Consider the following 17,881-nt stretch of genomic DNA (forward strand, 5'->3'; position numbering starts at 1 on the left):
GTTACGGCAGGTAAGAAGATCTAAAACCGTCCACCATGTCTCCGAACATGTGTCCACCATGTCTCCGGTACATACACTGGGAGAGGGTTGGGGTGAGGGGGATAGATCTGCAATACGCTCCAAAAGCTGAGGTATAAAAAAGCCCCGCCAGGCTTTCACCGGGCGGGGCTTTTTATTGGCTTTTGGAATCAGACGAGAGGTTTAGGCTCGTGTTCTTTTTCCTGGGCCTCTTCGTGTTGCTCTACCGCGTCCTGAACGGAGCGTGGAGCTTCAGCGATGACCGATTCAACCACGGCTTCATCAGCAACCGGGGCAGGCGCTGCCTCGACCACTTCAGCAACAACGGCTGGCTCGGCAGCAACCGGAGCAGCAGCGGCCGCCAGTTCGGCTTCTTTCGCCAGACGCTCTTCTTCACGCTTGCGACGACGCACTTCACGTGGATCGTTTGGCGCGCGACCATTTGGCGTCAGGGCGCTGGCTGGAGCTGGCTCAGCCACCGGGGCTGGAGCTTCGGCAGCCACTGGCGCTTCGACCACCGGTGCTTCAACGACTGGCGCTGGAGCAGGTTCGGCAACCTTGGCTTCTTCAACCACTGGCGCTTCGAATGCAGGCGCTGGTGTTTCAGCGACGGCTGGCTCGGCAACCCAGTTGAATGCGGTTTGCTCTTCGCGAACTTCACGCACGGTTTCGGTCACGGTTTCAGCGACGGTTTCGACAACCGGCTCTGCAACAACGACTGGTGCCTCTTCGACTTCAGCAGCAGGTTGAGCGAACGCTTCAAACTGCGACTGGGCTTCGCGAACCGGAGCCACTTCAACCTCTGGAGCAGCAGTCACTTCTACTGGAGTGGTTGCTTCAACAGCGGGAGCTTCAACAACCGGTGCTTCAACTGGAGCGGTTTCCAGCGTCGCAGCAGTAGCGCGTTCAGCTTGTTCGTGAGCTTGGGCTTCTGCCGGAGCGCTGATCACGGTGCTGGCAACAGCAGCGGTAACAGCGAGGCCAGCAGCCAGATCGGCAGTGCTTGGCGCTTCAACGTTTTCGCCGGTTTCGGATTCGGATTCTTCCGAACCTTCGATCACATTGCCGTTGGCATCACGCTGACGCTCACGACGGTTGCTGCGACGACGCTGGCCGCGGGAGCGACGACGTGGACGATCGCCTTCGGCGTTCTCCGAACCATCTTCCGGCAGTTGCTCTTCATTGCTGATGACTTCTTCTTCAGCAACGACAGCAGCGGCTTGCTCAGGACGCGGTTGACGCTCTTCACGCGGCGGACGCGGTGCGCGTTCTTCACGTGGCTGACGGGCCGGACGCTCTTCAGCGGTCACGACTGCAGCGGCGGCAGCAACTGGAGCAGCGTCCAGAGGTTCGCGCAGTTCACGTACACGTTCTTCACGCTCGCCACGAGGCTTGCGATCTTCACGCGGAGCGCGCGGTGCACGTTCTTCACGCGGAGCACGTGGCGCGCGTTCTTCGCGGGCTACTGGCGCTTCGGTGCGGGCTTCACGAGGCTCGCGGACTTCACGGGCTTCACGTGGCGCACGCTCTTCACGCGGCTCGCGTGGGGCGCGTTCTTCACGTGGAGCGCGCTCTTCGCGCGGCTTGCGTTCTTCATCGCGACGACCGTTACGGTTGCGGCTCTGTTGACGACCGTTGCGACGCTCTTCGTTACGGGCCGGACGTTCGGCGGCTGGTTTTTCAACCACAACCGGAGCGGCTGGTTCTTCTTTGGTCGCGAACAGGCTGACCAGCGATTTCACCAGACCTTTGAACAGGCTTGGTTCTGGCGCAGCAACCGGAGCAGGCGCTGGGGCAACAGGTGCGGCAGCTTCGGTCGGAACCGGAGCGTTGGCACGGGCCGGAGCGGTCTTGACCGCGGCTTCCTGACGAACCAGGGTGCGGGTCGCAGCGGCTGGCTGGACTTCCTCGACTTCGGCAGCGGCGGCAGCGATTTCGTAGCTGGACTGGTTGGTCGCGGCTTCCGGGCTGTCGTCACGCAGACGCTGAACTTCGAAGTGCGGGGTTTCCAGGTGATCGTTCGGCAGAATGACGATGCGAGCACGGGTGCGCAGTTCGATCTTGGTGATCGAGTTACGTTTTTCATTGAGCAGGAACGCCGCCACCGGGATCGGCACTTGAGCGCGAACTTCGGCAGTGCGGTCTTTCAGGGCTTCTTCTTCGATCAGACGCAGGATCGCCAGCGACAGCGATTCAACGTCACGGATGATGCCGGTGCCGTTGCAACGCGGGCAGACGATGCCACTGCTTTCGCCCAGCGATGGACGCAGGCGCTGACGGGACATTTCCAGCAGGCCGAAGCGCGAGATGCGGCCGATCTGCACGCGAGCGCGGTCGGCTTCCAGGCATTCGCGGACTTTCTCTTCCACGGCGCGCTGGTTCTTGGCAGGGGTCATGTCGATGAAGTCGATGACGATCAGGCCGCCGATGTCGCGCAGGCGCAACTGGCGAGCGATTTCTTCAGCCGCTTCAAGGTTGGTCTGCAGGGCGGTTTCTTCGATGTCGCTGCCTTTGGTGGCGCGCGCCGAGTTGATGTCGATGGACACCAGGGCTTCGGTCGGATCGATGACGATGGAGCCGCCGGAAGGCAGCTCAACGACGCGCTGGAAAGCGGTCTCGATCTGGCTTTCGATCTGGAAACGGTTGAACAGCGGAACGCTGTCTTCGTACAGCTTGATCTTGCTGGCGTACTGCGGCATCACCTGGCGGATGAAGGTCAGGGCTTCGTCCTGAGCTTCAACGCTGTCGATCAGCACTTCGCCGATGTCCTGGCGCAGGTAATCGCGGATGGCACGGATGATCACGTTGCTTTCCTGGTAGATCAGGAATGGCGCGGAGCGATCCAGCGAGGCTTCTTTGATGGCGGTCCACAGTTGCAGCAGGTAGTCGAGGTCCCACTGCATTTCCTCGCTGCTGCGGCCCAGGCCGGCAGTGCGCACGATCAGACCCATGTCGGCCGGTGCAACCAGGCCGTTCAGCGCTTCACGCAGTTCATTGCGCTCTTCGCCTTCGATGCGACGGGAAATGCCGCCGGCACGCGGGTTGTTCGGCATCAGCACGAGGTAACGACCGGCCAGGCTGATGAAGGTGGTCAGGGCGGCGCCCTTGTTGCCACGTTCTTCTTTTTCGACCTGAACGATAACTTCCTGGCCTTCGCTCAGGACGTCCTTGATGTTGACGCGGCCTTCAGGGGCTTTCTTGAAGTATTCGCGGGAGATTTCTTTGAGGGGCAGGAAGCCGTGGCGCTCGGAGCCGAAATCGACAAAGGCAGCCTCAAGGCTTGGTTCGATGCGAGTGATACGGCCTTTATAGATGTTGGCCTTTTTCTGCTCGCGTGCACCGGATTCGATGTCCAGGTCGTAGAGGCGTTGGCCATCTACCAGTGCAACACGCAACTCTTCGGGTTGAGTTGCGTTAATCAGCATTCTTTTCATGTAGTACCGTCGGTTTCCGGGCTGCCGGAAACGGCGTTCGGCACACACGACTTCTCACGGTCGGTGTCAGGTGCGTCGGGAGTGGTTGGCCATTCCCGTGTCCAGCGATGTACGACCAATTGGGCCGATACCGCGACGTACGCGTCCTGCTTGCTGTGGCTACTTAAGCACTCAGTCAGGAGGAGGAATCAACCGTGGCTGTGGACGAGATGAAGCGTCTTGATAAAGCCTATTGCTACACAGTCCAGCGGTTGTGCATCTCCACCCTACACGTATCCCTGATAATTCGGGTGCTGCCGCGCGCAGAATCCGCAGCGGGTTGGCATTTACCGTGAGCTCCGAAAGGGGAGGTCACGCATCATGGCTAATTCAGGCGGTGTTTCCGAAGCGTTCGCTCGGGGTCATCTGCAGCTGACTGCACTTTGTGAACTGGCCTCGAATATTTGCCTGCCGGGCGAGTAAAAACTCTGCTCGGCGGTGTGATTCAGGCCTCATGTCACCTGCGCTTGTTACAACCGCAAACTCCACCGTTACGTAGCGAAAGCCCCGTAGGACGGCCTCGCGTCCTGGTGAATTGCGTTGGTCAGGGCCGGTTTTTGACCGTGGTGCCGCTGTCCAGGCCGCTTTTGGCGGCGTTCGCGACTATAGCAGCAATGATTAAGTGCTTCAATTCCATAAAAATTGTTATCATCCGCGGTATGACAACTACTGCCCCTTCGACTCCAGGCGTTCAATTGCTTGAAGTCTCGCCGGAGTATGCCGGCCAACGAATCGACAATTTCCTCCTCGCCCGGCTCAAAGGCGTGCCCAAGACCTTGATTTACCGCATTTTGCGTAAAGGCGAAGTGCGTGTGAACAAAGGTCGGATCAAGCCCGAATACAAGCTGCAGGCCGGCGATATCGTGCGCGTGCCGCCGGTTCGCGTGCCTGAGCGCGACGAGCCGGTGCCTTTGGCGCAAGGTCTGTTGCAACGCCTGGAAGCCTCGATTGTCTACGAAGACAAAGCCCTGATCGTGATCAACAAGCCCGCAGGCATTGCTGTTCACGGTGGCAGTGGCCTGAATTTCGGTGTGATCGAAGCCTTTCGTCAGTTGCGTCCCGATGCCAAGGAACTGGAACTCGTTCATCGCCTCGACCGCGACACCTCCGGCCTGCTGATGATCGCCAAGAAACGCAGCATGCTGCGTCACTTGCACGAAAAGCTGCGTGGCGACGGCGTCGACAAGCGCTACATGGCGCTGGTTCGCGGTAACTGGGCGACCTCGATCAAGCAGGTCAGTGCGCCGTTGCTCAAGAGCAATCTGCGTTCAGGCGAACGCATGGTCGAAGTCAACGACGAAGGCAAAGAAGCCCTGACCGTGTTCAAGGTGCTGCGCCGCTTCGGCGACTTCGCGACTATGGTCGAGGCCAAGCCTGTCACCGGCCGGACCCACCAGATTCGTGTGCACACCCTGCACGCCGGACATTGCATCGCCGGTGACAGCAAGTACGGCGACGACGATTTCACCAAGGAAATCCGTGATTTGGGTGGCAAGCGCCTCTTCCTGCATGCCTACATGCTGACCGTGCCGCTGCCCGATGGCGGCAAGCTGACCTTGCAGGCGCCGGTCGATGAAATGTGGGCCAAGACAGTGGAGCGATTGAGTGCGCCCATCTGATTACAAACTGCTGATTTTCGATTGGGACGGCACGCTGGCTGATTCCATTCATCGGATCGTCGAGGCGATGCATTCGGCGTCCGAGCGTTCCGGTTTCGAGTTGCGCAACGATTTTGCCGTCAAAGGCATCATCGGTCTGGGCTTGCCCGAAGCGATTCGCACGTTGTATCCCGAGATCAGCGATGCAGAAATGATTGCGTTTCGCGAGTATTACGCGGATCACTACATCGCTGCAGAAGCTGTGCCCTCGCCGTTGTTCGAGGGTGTCGTTGAGTCGATGGCATCCTTTCGTGAGCAGGGCTATCACCTGGCCGTCGCGACCGGCAAGAATCGGCGCGGACTGGACCGGGTGCTCAAGGCCAATGGCTGGGAAGATTATTTCGATATCACCCGCGCTGCCGATGAAACTGCCAGCAAGCCACACCCTCTGATGCTGGAGCAGATCCTTGCGCATTGTGGTGTGCGTGCCGATCAGGCGCTGATGGTAGGGGATTCGTCCTTCGATCTGCTGATGGCGCGCAATGCGGGCATGGCATCTGTGGCGGTCAGTTATGGCGCGCAATCGATCGAATCGCTGCAGCAGTACGAGCCGCGCCTGTCGATCGACCGTTTTTCCGAATTGCATGCCTGGCTGGGTCAGCGGGCTTAATACGATTTTGCTGGGGTGGATGGCATGACAGATGAATGGAAGGCGCCGGCCAAGGCAGAGGCCGACGGCGGTGACGAGAAAAGCTGGAAGCTGTTGGAAAAGACCCTGCTGGCCGGCGTCCAGGAGCAGCGTCGTTCGCGGCGTTGGGGGATCTTCTTCAAGCTGCTGACGTTTGTTTATCTGTTTGTTGCGCTGATCCTGTTCACGCCGTTGATGGACATGGAAAAGAGCGCCACCCGTGGCCCGAACTACACCGCGCTGATCGACGTTACCGGCATGATCGCCGACAAAGAACCGGCCAGTGCCGACAACATCGTCGGCAGCCTGCGTGCGGCGTTCGAGGACAAGAAGGTCAAGGGTGTGATCCTGCGCATTAACAGCCCGGGTGGCAGTCCGGTGCAGTCGGGTTACGTCTACGACGAGATCAAGCGTTTGCGCGGTCTGCATCCGGATACCAAGGTCTATGCGGTGATTTCCGATCTAGGTGCGTCCGGTGCGTATTACATCGCCAGCGCGGCAGATCAGATTTACGCCGACAAGGCGAGCCTGGTCGGTTCCATCGGCGTGACAGCAGCGGGTTATGGTTTTGTCGGCACCATGGAGAAGCTGGGTGTCGAGCGCCGTACGTACACGTCGGGTGAGCACAAGTCGTTCCTTGATCCGTTTCAGCCGCAAAAGCCGGAAGAAACTGCGTTCTGGCAAAGCGTGCTGGATACCACGCACAAGCAGTTCATCAATAGCGTCAAGCAGGGGCGTGGTGATCGTCTGAAAGACAAAGAGCATCCGGAGCTGTTCTCCGGGCTGGTCTGGTCGGGCGAGCAGGCGCTGCCGCTGGGCTTGATCGATGGTCTGGGTAACGCCAGCTCTGTTGCGCGTGATGTGATTGGCGAGAAGGAGCTGGTGGACTTCACTGTTCAGGAGTCGCCATTCGATCGCTTCTCGAAGAAGCTCGGTGCAAGCGTGGCTGAGCAGTTGGCGATGTGGATGGGTTTCCACGGGCCTTCGCTGCGCTAAGAAATCGCGGCATGGAAAAACCGGCCTTGATGGCCGGTTTTTTGTGGCTCAGGGAATCTGCACGCCTTCAGCCAGCAGCATGTCGATCAGGCGAATCAGCGGTAGGCCGATCAGGCTGGTGGCGTCAGGGCCTTCGGTGGATTGAAACAGGCTTACGCCGAGGCCTTCAGCTTTGAAGCTGCCAGCGCAGTCGTAAGGTTGCTCGATGCGTAAATAGCGCTCGATGCGCGACTGATCGAGCTGGCGCATGTGGACGGTGAAGGGCACGCAGTCGATCTGACATTGGCCAGTCTGGCTGTTGAGCAGCGCCAGGCCGGTCAGGAAGGTCACGCTGGCACCGCTGGCGGCCAAAAGCTGTTCGCGGGCCTTCTCGAAGGTGTGCGGCTTGCCGATGATCTGCTCGCCGAGCACTGCCACCTGGTCCGAGCCGATAATCAGATGAGCGGGGTGGCTGTCAGTCAGCGCCCGGGCTTTCTGTTCGGCGAGACGTTTGACCAGTTCGATGGCCGACTCGCCCGGGCGGTGACTTTCATCGATATCCGGTGAACTGCAGACGAACGGCAGGTGCAGACGGGCGAGCAGTTCCCGGCGATAAGTCGAGCTTGAAGCAAGTAATAAAGGCAGCATTCGCGTCTCCTGAGGCAGGTGCGAATTCTAACGGAGGCACGCAAGTGACGGACAGGGCACAATTTCCTTTGACATGGGTGGGTGCATCCCTATAATGCTGCGCCTATGTTGAATGACCCGATTCCACCTCACGTTGACCCGCGCAAATTGGCTGACCGTGGCACCACCCTTCAAGGTGAACTGCTGCTGGCCGATTTGAAGAGACTCTGCGACCCGCTTTCCGACGATGTCGGTACGGTGCAGGCGAAATTCGTTTTTGAACGAGATGAACGTAAATCTGTGGTGATCCACAGCTTTATCGACACCGAAGTCAAAATGGTTTGCCAGCGTTGTCTTGAGCTGGTCACCCTGCCGATCCATAGCGAATGCAGTTACGCTGTGGTGAAGGAGGGTGCGAATACCCAGTCGTTACCGAAAGGTTATGACGTGCTGGAACTGGGCGAAGATCCATTGGATCTGCAGTCACTGGTCGAGGAAGAGCTTCTGCTTGCCTTGCCTATTGTGCCTGCTCATCATCCGGAAGAATGCCAGCAGCCGGCGGGAGCAGATGAGCCCGAACCGAGCGAGGACGAGGTAACGCGGTCCAACCCGTTCAGTGTATTGGCGCAGTTAAAGCGTGACCCAAACGTTTAGGAGTTAATCAATTATGGCTGTTCAGCAGAACAAAAAATCCCGCTCTGCCCGTGACATGCGCCGTTCGCACGACGCTCTCGAGGCTAGCACTCTGTCTGTAGAAAAAACCACTGGTGAGGTTCACCTGCGTCACCACGTATCGCCAGAAGGCGTATACCGTGGCCGTAAAGTGATCGACAAGGGCGCTGACGAGTAATCACTTGTCCGCTCAAGTCATCGCGATTGACGCAATGGGCGGGGACTTCGGTCCCCGCAGCATTGTTCAGGCCAGCCTTGCTTGCCTTTCTGCTACGCCCTCGCTGCACCTGACCCTTGTCGGTCAACCCTCCCTTCTTGAAGAATTGATCAATGGCCAATCGGCTGCCGATCGCGCGCGCCTGACGATTGTTGCGGCGAGCGAAGTCATCACCATGGACGAAAAACCGACCCAGGCGCTGCGTGGCAAGCCGGATTCGTCGATGCGTGTCGCCCTTGAGCTGGTGCGCGATGGCAAGGCGCAAGCCTGCGTCAGTGCCGGCAATACCGGTGCGTTGATGGCTTTGTCGCGGTTCGTTTTGAAAACTCTGCCGGGTATTGATCGTCCCGCCATGGTTGCCGCGATCCCGACGCAAAAGGGTTATTGCCAGTTGCTCGACCTTGGCGCCAACGTCGATTGCAGTGCTGAGCATTTATTGCAGTTCGCGGTGATGGGCTCGGTGGCAGCGCAAACGCTGGGTATCGCTCGTCCGCGCGTGGCGTTGCTGAATATCGGCACCGAAGACATCAAGGGTAATCAACAGGTAAAACTGGCGGCAACGCTGCTCCAGGCTGCTCGCGGCATCAACTACATCGGTTTTGTCGAGGGCGATGGTCTGTATCGCGGCGAAGCGGATGTGGTGGTCTGTGACGGTTTTGTCGGCAATATCCTGCTCAAGTCCAGCGAAGGGTTGGCAACGATGATTGCTGCACGGATCGAAGCGCTGTTCAAAAAGAACTTTGCCTCGCGTGCGGTCGGCGCCTTGGCGTTGCCGCTGATGAAGCGCTTGCAGGCTGATCTGGCGCCGGCGCGACATAATGGCGCAAGCTTCCTCGGCTTGCAGGGTATCGTCGTGAAAAGTCACGGTTCGGCCGGGGTTCAGGGCTTTCAGAGTGCGATTCAGCGCGCATTGATCGAGATTCAGGAGAATCTTCCCGAGCGCCTCCACGGTCGTCTGGAGGATTTGTTGTCTTAGGCGTTTTCGTCCGACAATGCTTAAATGTGACCGCCCGGTTCAAAGGGCCATCCAACTGTCAGTTTCTTGCGTCCCCAAGCGGGGCGTCATTTTCCGACGACAAGATCATTAGGGGCTTGTTACATGTCTGCTTCCCTCGCATTCGTCTTTCCAGGACAGGGTTCGCAGTCCCTCGGCATGCTGGCCGAGCTGGGCGCGCAACATCCGCTGATCCTCGAAACTTTCCAAGAAGCCTCTGCTGCTCTGGGCTATGACCTGTGGGCGTTGACCCAGCAGGGCCCGGAAGAGCTGCTCAATCAAACCGATAAAACCCAACCGGCCATTCTGACCGCCTCGATTGCCCTCTGGCGTCTGTGGCTGGCGGAAGGTGGCGCGCGTCCGGCATTTGTTGCCGGTCACAGCCTGGGTGAATACAGCGCACTGGTCGCTGCCGGCAGCCTGACGTTGGCTGACGCGGTCAAGCTCGTTGAGCGCCGTGGTCAACTGATGCAGGAAGCGGTTCCAGCGGGGCAGGGCGGCATGGCTGCCATTCTCGGTCTGGAGGACGCTGATGTGCTGGCAGCCTGCGCTGAAGCGGCGCAGGGTGAAGTGGTCAGCGCCGTCAACTTCAACTCGCCGGGCCAAGTGGTCATCGCCGGTGCCAAGGCTGCCGTTGAGCGCGCCATCGAAGGCTGCAAGGCCCGTGGCGCCAAACGTGCCATGCCGTTGCCAGTGAGCGTGCCATCGCACTGCGAACTGATGCGTCCGGCTGCCGAGCGCTTTGCCGAATCCATCGCCGCCATCGACTGGCAGGCGCCGCAGATCCCGGTGGTACAGAACGTCAGCGCGCAAGTGCCGGCCGATCTGGAAACCCTCAAGCGTGATCTGCTCGAACAACTCTACAAACCAGTACGCTGGGTCGAATCCGTTCAGACCCTTGCAGCCAAGGGCGCGACCAATCTGGTCGAGTGCGGCCCGGGCAAAGTCCTGGCCGGCCTGAACAAGCGTTGCGCCGAAGGCGTTGCGACTTCCAACCTCAATACCCCAGACGCTTTCGCTGCCGCTCGCGCAGCGCAAGCCTGAATCAGGAGAAACTTGCATGAGTCTGCAAGGTAAAGTTGCACTGGTCACCGGTGCAAGCCGCGGTATCGGCCAGGCTATCGCACTGGAGCTGGGCCGTCAGGGCGCCATCGTGGTTGGCACCGCGACTTCCGCCAAGGGCGCCGAGGCGATTGCTGCCACGCTGAAAGAGCATGGCATTCAGGGTACTGGTCTGGAACTCAACGTCACCAGCGACGAGTCGGTCAGCAAAGTCATCGCAAGCATTCAGGAACAGTTCGGTGCGCCGGCAATTCTGGTCAATAATGCCGGCATCACCCGCGATAACCTGATGATGCGCATGAAAGATGACGAATGGTATGACGTCATCGATACCAACCTGAACAGTCTGTATCGCCTGTCCAAGGGCGTTCTGCGCGGTATGACCAAGGCGCGTTGGGGCCGAATTATCAGTATTGGCTCGGTGGTGGGTGCCATGGGCAACGCAGGCCAAGTAAACTATGCAGCCGCCAAGGCCGGTCTGGAAGGTTTCAGCCGTGCAATGGCGCGTGAAGTCGGTTCGCGTTCGATTACGGTCAACTCGGTAACCCCAGGGTTTATCGACACCGATATGACGCGCGAGCTGCCTGAAGCACAGCGTGAAGCCTTGCAGACGCAGATTCCGCTGGGTCGTCTGGGACAAGCTCAAGAGATCGCGTCTGTGGTCGCTTTTCTTGCATCCGACGGTGCGGCATACGTCACTGGGGCTACAATCCCGGTGAACGGTGGGATGTACATGTAAGTAAAATGTGACGGATTGCTTCAAAAAAATGTCATACGAGCTGTCTAAAATCCGTTATAAAGCTGCAATCTATTTATAGGCAGAGGGCCGTAGGGTTTGAGGAGTGAAGCTTTCAGTTGAAAAGCTGAAAAGTCTTTCTATACACTTACCCACTGGCCAGCTGCCTGAATTTGTCCATTAGGAGTGAAAACAAGGTATGAGCACCATCGAAGAGCGCGTCAAGAAAATCGTTGCCGAGCAACTGGGTGTTAAAGAAGAAGAAGTGGTTAACACTGCTTCCTTCGTAGAAGACCTGGGTGCCGACTCCCTTGACACCGTTGAGCTGGTGATGGCTCTGGAAGAGGAATTCGAGACCGAAATCCCTGACGAAGAAGCTGAGAAGATCACTACTGTACAAGCTGCAATCGACTACGTTACTAGCCACCAGGCGTAATAGTTTGTAATCGTTGCTTGCTGTCATGGAAAAACCGCACTGCCATCATGGCGTGCGGTTTTTTCTTTAGGCCTGATGCAAAATCGTCATTTGAAAAAGGAGAGTGCTGTGTCGCGTAGACGCGTCGTAGTCACCGGTATGGGTATGTTGTCGCCACTGGGCACGGATGTGCCGAGCAGTTGGCAGGGCATTCTGGCTGGCCGCAGTGGCATTGGTCTGATCGAACACACCGACCTTTCTGCCTATTCCACCCGCTTTGGCGGCTCGGTAAAGGGCTTCAATGTCGAGGAATACCTGTCGGTCAAGGAAGCGCGCAAGCTCGACCTGTTCATTCAGTACGGCCTCGCCGCCGGCTTTCAAGCCGTACGCAATGCCGGGCTCGAAGTCACCGACGCCAACCGTGAACGCATTGGCGTGGCCATGGGTTCGGGGATCGGCGGTCTGACCAACATTGAAGAAACCAGCCGTACTCTGCATGAGACGGGCCCGCGTCGAATCTCGCCATTCTTCGTGCCTGGCTCGATCATCAATATGATTTCCGGTTTCCTGTCCATCCACCTGGGGGCACAGGGACCTAACTACGCCATCGCCACGGCGTGTACCACTGGTACGCACTGCATCGGCATGGCGGCGCGCAACATCATGTACGACGAAGCCGACGTGATGATTGCCGGCGGTGCCGAAATGGCCGCGTGCGGTCTGGGCATGGGCGGCTTTGGTGCTTCCCGTGCACTTTCGACACGCAACGACGAACCAACCCGCGCCAGCCGTCCATGGGACAAGGGGCGTGACGGTTTCGTGCTGTCCGATGGCGCCGGGGCACTGGTGCTCGAAGAGCTTGAACACGCCAAAGCGCGCGGTGCGACCATCTACGCCGAGCTGATCGGTTTCGGCACCAGTGGCGATGCGTTCCACATGACCTCGCCTCCTGCCGACGGTGCCGGTGCTGCACGCTGCATCACCAATGCGCTGCGCGATGCGAAGATCAACGTTGATCAAGTGCAATATATCAACGCCCACGGCACCTCGACCCCGGCCGGCGACCTTGCCGAAGCCAACGCGATCAAGTCGGTGTTCGGCGAGCACGCCTACAAACTGGCGGTCAGCTCCACCAAGTCCATGACCGGTCACCTGTTGGGTGCGGCGGGCGCGGTCGAGGCGATCTTCAGTGTGCTGGCGATCAACAGCCAGGTGGCACCGCCGACCATCAACCTTGATGAGCCGGACGAAGGCTGCGATCTCGATTTCGTGCCGCACACGGCGCGCAACATGGACATCGATGTCGTGCTGTCCAACTCCTTCGGTTTTGGCGGTACCAACGGTACCTTGGCATTCCGCCGGTTCGCGGGCTGATGGACAGCTGGGTCGACGGTCAACCGGCTGACGCTCTGTCGCTGAAAGATCGCGGCCTGGCTTACGGCGATGGTCTGTTCGAGACCATCGCCGTGCATTGCGGTCAGCCAGTGCTGTTGGATCGACACCTGACACGTTTGGCTGAAGGCTGTACGCGTCTGGCCATCACGACTGATATCGAGCTGATTCGCCATGAACTGCTGAACTACGCGGCCGCGATGGGTGAGGGCGTGCTCAAGCTCATCCTTACCCGTGGCGACGGCCTGCGTGGTTATGCGCCCGATCCTGCGGCGCAGGCCCGACGTATTCTGCAAGGCAATCCCCCTGCGGTTTATCCCGCTGTTCATGCTGAACAAGGCATTCGCCTGTTTCCGTGCAGCACGCGCTTGTCCAAACAGCCATTGCTCGCCGGGCTGAAACACCTCAATCGCCTTGAACAGGTTCTCGCCCGCGCCGAATGGCAGGACAGCGAGCATGCCGAAGGCTTGATGCTCGATCAGGCCGGTCGGGTCATTGAAGGCGTATTCAGCAATCTGTTCCTGGTGCGTGACGGTGTGTTGATCACGCCTGATCTGAAACGCTGCGGCGTGGCCGGGGTGATGCGTGCCGAAATATTGTTTCAGGCCGAGTCATTGGCCATCCCCACTCAAATGGCCGACATCAGCCTTGAACAGCTGCAATGGGCCGATGAAGTCTTCGTCTGTAACAGCGTGTATGGCGTCTGGCCGGTACGCGCCTACGCTGCACTGAGCTGGCCGGTTGGCCCGCTCACCCGTAAACTGCAAACCATTGCCCGCGCCCTACTGGATGCCTGATTTGTGAGACGTAAACTTTTGCTGCTGCTGGAAACCGGACTGGTTCTGGCAGGGCTGCTGTTGGGCGCCAGCGCCTGGAAAATTCACAGTGCACTGGAACAGCCTCTGAACATCACGCAGGAAGAGCTGCTGGATGTGCCGAAAGGCTCTACACCGACTCGAACCTTTCTCGGACTTGAAAGCGATGGCGTCATCAAGGACGCGTTCTGGCTGCGGATTTACTGGCGCTTCAATCTCGCCGGTACGCCGATTCATACCGGCGAATACCGCATGCAGCCGGGCATGACCGTTAACGGTCTGATCGACTTGTGGAAGCGTGGCGAAGTGGTTCAGTACAGCCTGACGCTGGTCGAGGGCTGGAATTTCCATCAGGTGCGCGCCGCGCTGGCGAAAGACGAGAAAATCGAACAGACCCTCAATGGTCTGAGCGACAGCGAAGTGATGGCGAAGATTGGCCACAAGGGCCTGTTCCCGGAAGGCCGCTTCTTCCCCGATACCTACCGCTTTGTGCGCGGGGTCTCCGATACCGAGCTGCTGAAAAAGGCCTTCGACCGTCTCGATGAGGTGCTGGCCAAGGAGTGGGAAAAACGCTCCGTCGACGCGCCTTACAAGGAACCTTATCAAGCGCTGATCATGGCCTCGCTGGTCGAGAAAGAAACCGGTGTGCCACAGGAGCGCGGCGAGATTGCCGGGGTCTTCGTGCGCCGCATGGCGCTGGGGATGCAGTTGCAGACTGACCCGACGGTGATCTACGGTTTGGGCGATCGCTACACCGGCAAACTGACCCGCGCTCATCTCAAGGAGCCTACGCCGTACAACACTTATGTGATTCCCGGTTTGCCGCCGACGCCGATTGCGATGGTCGGGCGTGAAGCGATTCACGCGGCGCTGAACCCGGTGGAAGGCACCAGCCTGTATTTTGTCGCACGCGGCGACGGTAGCCATGTGTTCTCGGATGATCTGGATGCGCACAACAGTGCGGTGCGTGAATTCCAGCTCAAACGACGTGCGGATTACCGCTCCAGCCCGGCGCCGGTCACGACGCCCGAAGCGGCTCCGGCGACTGATGAAGCAATTCCCGCGGCATCCCCGGACACCGCGCCGGAAGCGCTGCCACAGGTTGCGCCGCAGGAGTCTGCACCGACTCCGGAAGCCGCTGCTCCACAAAACGCGCAATGACTTTGAATTAAGGACTGCCTGTGACTGGCTTGTTTATTACCCTGGAAGGCCCGGAAGGCGCCGGCAAAAGTACCAACCGCGAATATCTCGCCGAGCGCCTGCGCGCCGCTGGTATCGAAGTGGTGCTGACCCGCGAGCCCGGCGGCACGCCGCTGGCCGAACGCATTCGCGACGTGCTGCTGGCGCCGGCCGACGAAGTCATGAACCCGGACACCGAGCTGTTGCTGGTATTTGCCGCACGCGCCCAGCATCTGGCCGAAGTGATTCGTCCGGCACTGGCCCGTGGCGCTGTCGTACTCTGCGACCGTTTCACTGATTCGACCTATGCCTATCAAGGCGGCGGCCGTGGTTTGTCGCTGGAGCGTATCGCCGCACTGGAAGCCTTCGTACAGGGCGATCTGCGACCGGACCTCACACTGATTTTTGATCTGCCGGTGGAAATCGGCCTGGCCCGTGCCAGTGCTCGTGGTCGCCTCGACCGCTTCGAACTGGAAGGCCGGGCATTTTTCGAAGCGGTGCGCAGTGCGTTCCTCAGGCGTGCTGAAGCCGATCCTGCGCGCTATGTGCGCATCGATGCCGGTCAGCCGTTGGTCAAGGTTCAGCAATCGCTGGATACCTTGCTCCCGAACTTGCTGGAGCTGGCCCGTGGCTGAGGCCTATCCATGGCAGGACAGTCTCTGGCAGCAACTGGCCGGGCGTAGCCAGCACGCGCACGCGTATCTGATGCACGGCCCGGCGGGAATTGGTAAACGCGCGCTGGCCGAGCGACTGATGGCCAGCCTGTTGTGCCAGCGCCCGACACCCGAGGCGTGCGGCGAGTGCAAATCCTGTCTGCTGCTCAAGGCCGGCAGTCACCCGGACAATTACATCCTCGAACCGGAAGAGGCCGACAAGGCCATCAAGGTCGATCAGGTGCGCGATCTGGTCAGTTTCGTGGTGCAGACCGCGCAACTGGGTGGGCGCAAAGTGGTCTTGATCGAGCCGGTCGAGTCGATGAACATCAACGCCGCTAATGCCTTGCTCAAGAGCCTGGAAGAACCTTCGGGCGATACCGTTCTGCTGTTGGTCAGCCACCAGCCAAGCCGTTTGTTGCCGACCATCAAGAGCCGTTGTGTGCAGCAGGCCTGTCCGTTGCCGGGTGAGGCGATGAGCCTGCAGTGGCTGGCGCAGGCGCTGCCGGATTGTTCCGAAGAGGAGCGTGTCGAACTGCTGACGCTGGCCGCCGGTTCGCCGTTGATGGCGGTCAGTCTTCAATCCCAGGGCGTACGCGAGCAGCGCGCGCAAGTGGTAGAAGGGGTGAAGAAGTTGCTCAAGCAGCAGCAGTCGCCGACGCAACTGGCCGAGGAGTGGAAGAGCATTCCGATGCTGCGGCTGTTCGACTGGTTCTGTGACTGGTCGAGTCTGATCCTGCGTTATCAACTGACTCAGGACGAAGCTGGCCTCGGTCTGACTGACATGCGTAAAGTCGTGCAATACCTGGCGCAGAAGAGTGCGCAGGGTAAAGTCCTCGAGATTCAGGACTGGATTCTCGCCCAGCGGCAGAAAGTCCTGAGCAAGGCCAACCTCAATCCGGCGCTGCTGCTGGAAGCATTGCTGGTGCAATGGGCGGGATTGCCTGGTCAAAGATAGGAATGTGTACCTAGACTCTGAACATCAGCAGTGGAGGTCAACATGAATGAACCGATAAGCCCCGGGCCGCGCAACGGCATTCTGTCCCTGACCATCAAGGACAAGTCGGTGCTTTACGCCGCTTACATGCCGTTCATCAAGAACGGTGGCCTGTTCATCCCGACCAACAAGAGCTACAAGTTGGGCGACGAGGTCTTCATGCTGCTGAACCTCATGGAGGAGGCGGAGAAGATTCCGGTGGCCGGCAAAGTCGCCTGGATCACCCCGAAAGGTGCGCAAGGTAACCGCGCTGCGGGTGTCGGCGTGCAGTTCAACGATGGCGACAACACCGCCCGCAGTCGCATCGAAACCCACCTGGCCGGAGCCCTCAAGTCCGACCGTCCTACTCATACGATGTAAGTTGCAGTCTTTTTTATGCTCGTAGATTCCCATTGTCACCTTGATCGCCTCGACCTCGCCGCCCACGACGGCTCGCTGGATGCCGCACTCGATGCAGCCCGGCAGCGCGGAGTAGGGCACTTTCTGTGCATCGGCGTCAGCGCCGACAACGCCGCCGATGTCAAAGCCCTGGCTGAGCGTTATGCCGATGTTGATTGCTCGGTCGGCGTGCATCCACTGGACGTGCAGCCGGGCGCAGCCCCTGCACTGGACTGGTTGCTGCACGAACTCAATCACCCGAAAGTGGTGGCGATCGGTGAAACCGGTCTGGACTATCACTACGAACCGGAAGCCGCCGAACTGCAGCAGGAGTCCTTTCGTCTGCACCTGCAAGCGGCGCAACAGACCGGCAAACCGGTGATCATCCACACCCGTGGCGCCCGTGCCGATACCCTCGAACTGCTGCGTGAAGCGGCTTTGCCTCAGGCCGGTGTGCTGCACTGCTTCACGGAAGACTGGGACATGGCCAAGGCGGCGCTGGATATGGGTTATTACATTTCCCTGTCGGGCATTGTCACTTTCCGCAATGCCGATGCGCTGCGTGATGTGGCGAGCAAGGTCCCGGCGGATCGCCTGCTGGTGGAAACCGATTCGCCGTATCTGGCGCCGATCCCTTATCGCGGCAAACCCAACCTGCCGCAGTACGTACGTGAAGTAGCGGAGTTTCTGGCGATGTTGCGTGGGGAAAACTACGAGCGTTTTGCCCAGCAGACCACCGAGAACTTCAAGCGGTTGTTCCCGTTGGCTCATGTAAAAGCCTGAATCGCAGGCAAAAAAAACCCGGGTTCTGGGGGGTGAATCCGGGTTAAGACCATTAGGAGTAAAACAAAGGCACGCGGTCCCTTGGTACCTTTATCGGCGCGGCACTTGGGGGAGATGCCGCCCGACAGTTGAAGTATTGATCAGTCTGGCGTGCAGTCCAGTTAGCCGGTCGGGGTTTTTAAACAAATTTGGAATACGTTCGCTTCAGT

The 17,881-nt window shown here is 59.2% G+C and carries 18 protein-coding genes; 16 read left to right on the forward strand and 2 right to left on the reverse strand.

Annotation, left to right across the window (positions count from 1 at the left end):
* Positions 1-188: 188 nt before the first annotated feature.
* Positions 189-3,452: a ribonuclease E gene (gene rne, locus AC3WMT_RS09890; protein WP_103306710.1), complete on the reverse strand. Its 3,264-nt coding sequence runs from the start codon at positions 3,450-3,452 to the stop codon at positions 189-191.
* Between the two features lie 698 nt (positions 3,453-4,150).
* Here rne and rluC point away from each other — a divergent pair.
* Genes rluC through sppA form a run of 3 tightly spaced genes read left to right on the forward strand, consistent with a single transcriptional unit; the run spans position 4,151 to position 6,773 of the window.
* Complete coding sequence (rluC, locus tag AC3WMT_RS09895; protein ID WP_103306709.1) at positions 4,151-5,110, forward strand: 23S rRNA pseudouridine(955/2504/2580) synthase RluC; 960 nt, start codon at positions 4,151-4,153, stop codon at positions 5,108-5,110.
* Positions 5,097-5,759: an HAD-IA family hydrolase gene (locus tag AC3WMT_RS09900; protein ID WP_103306708.1), complete on the forward strand. Its 663-nt coding sequence runs from the start codon at positions 5,097-5,099 to the stop codon at positions 5,757-5,759. Before rluC ends, AC3WMT_RS09900 begins: the two co-directional genes overlap by 14 nt.
* 24 nt (positions 5,760-5,783) lie before the next feature.
* The gene (gene sppA / locus AC3WMT_RS09905; protein ID WP_103306707.1) at positions 5,784-6,773 is read left to right on the forward strand and encodes a signal peptide peptidase SppA; all 990 of its coding nucleotides are present in this window, start codon (positions 5,784-5,786) and stop codon (positions 6,771-6,773) included.
* Positions 6,774-6,821: 48 nt separating this feature from the next.
* Here the strand turns inward: sppA and AC3WMT_RS09910 are convergent, their stop codons facing one another.
* Positions 6,822-7,400 (reverse strand): Maf family protein, encoded by a 579-nt coding sequence (locus AC3WMT_RS09910; RefSeq protein ID WP_103306706.1) that lies wholly within the window; start codon positions 7,398-7,400, stop codon positions 6,822-6,824.
* 105 nt (positions 7,401-7,505) lie between these two features.
* Here AC3WMT_RS09910 and AC3WMT_RS09915 point away from each other — a divergent pair, with 105 nt between their 5' ends.
* From AC3WMT_RS09915 to AC3WMT_RS09975, 13 genes are all read left to right on the forward strand, one after another.
* The gene (locus AC3WMT_RS09915) at positions 7,506-8,033 is read left to right on the forward strand and encodes a YceD family protein (RefSeq protein ID WP_038364482.1); all 528 of its coding nucleotides are present in this window, start codon (positions 7,506-7,508) and stop codon (positions 8,031-8,033) included.
* A 13-nt stretch (positions 8,034-8,046) separates the two neighbouring features.
* Positions 8,047-8,229: a 50S ribosomal protein L32 gene (gene rpmF, locus AC3WMT_RS09920; protein WP_003179396.1), complete on the forward strand. Its 183-nt coding sequence runs from the start codon at positions 8,047-8,049 to the stop codon at positions 8,227-8,229.
* A gap of 4 nt (positions 8,230-8,233) precedes the next feature.
* Positions 8,234-9,244, forward strand: a complete 1,011-nt coding sequence (gene plsX / locus AC3WMT_RS09925) for a phosphate acyltransferase PlsX (protein WP_103306705.1) — start codon at positions 8,234-8,236, stop codon at positions 9,242-9,244.
* Between the two features lie 123 nt (positions 9,245-9,367).
* On the forward strand, positions 9,368-10,306 hold the full coding sequence (gene fabD, locus AC3WMT_RS09930; RefSeq protein ID WP_103306704.1) for an ACP S-malonyltransferase: 939 nt from the start codon (positions 9,368-9,370) through the stop codon (positions 10,304-10,306).
* 16 nt (positions 10,307-10,322) lie between these two features.
* Complete coding sequence (fabG, locus tag AC3WMT_RS09935) at positions 10,323-11,063, forward strand: 3-oxoacyl-ACP reductase FabG (protein ID WP_025113014.1); 741 nt, start codon at positions 10,323-10,325, stop codon at positions 11,061-11,063.
* Between the two features lie 196 nt (positions 11,064-11,259).
* A complete protein-coding gene (gene acpP, locus AC3WMT_RS09940) occupies positions 11,260-11,496 on the forward strand; it encodes an acyl carrier protein (RefSeq protein ID WP_003175607.1) in 237 nt (78 codons plus the stop codon).
* Positions 11,497-11,604: 108 nt separating this feature from the next.
* Positions 11,605-12,849, forward strand: coding sequence for a beta-ketoacyl-ACP synthase II (fabF, locus tag AC3WMT_RS09945; RefSeq protein WP_064120373.1), 1,245 nt, complete (start codon positions 11,605-11,607; stop codon positions 12,847-12,849).
* Positions 12,849-13,664, forward strand: a complete 816-nt coding sequence (gene pabC / locus AC3WMT_RS09950) for an aminodeoxychorismate lyase (protein WP_103306703.1) — start codon at positions 12,849-12,851, stop codon at positions 13,662-13,664. The genes fabF and pabC overlap by 1 nt, the downstream gene beginning before the upstream one ends.
* 3 nt (positions 13,665-13,667) lie before the next feature.
* Positions 13,668-14,843, forward strand: a complete 1,176-nt coding sequence (gene mltG, locus AC3WMT_RS09955; RefSeq protein WP_103306702.1) for an endolytic transglycosylase MltG — start codon at positions 13,668-13,670, stop codon at positions 14,841-14,843.
* A 20-nt stretch (positions 14,844-14,863) separates the two neighbouring features.
* A complete protein-coding gene (tmk, locus tag AC3WMT_RS09960) occupies positions 14,864-15,496 on the forward strand; it encodes a dTMP kinase (RefSeq protein ID WP_103306701.1) in 633 nt (210 codons plus the stop codon).
* The gene (locus AC3WMT_RS09965) at positions 15,489-16,472 is read left to right on the forward strand and encodes a DNA polymerase III subunit delta' (protein ID WP_103306700.1); all 984 of its coding nucleotides are present in this window, start codon (positions 15,489-15,491) and stop codon (positions 16,470-16,472) included. The genes tmk and AC3WMT_RS09965 overlap by 8 nt, the downstream gene beginning before the upstream one ends.
* 42 nt (positions 16,473-16,514) lie before the next feature.
* On the forward strand, positions 16,515-16,871 hold the full coding sequence (locus AC3WMT_RS09970; protein WP_103306699.1) for a PilZ domain-containing protein: 357 nt from the start codon (positions 16,515-16,517) through the stop codon (positions 16,869-16,871).
* 15 nt (positions 16,872-16,886) lie between these two features.
* On the forward strand, positions 16,887-17,672 hold the full coding sequence (locus AC3WMT_RS09975) for a TatD family hydrolase (RefSeq protein ID WP_103306698.1): 786 nt from the start codon (positions 16,887-16,889) through the stop codon (positions 17,670-17,672).
* Positions 17,673-17,881 lie beyond the last annotated feature (209 nt).

It is taken from the genome of Pseudomonas sp. FW305-7 (assembly GCF_058786735.1).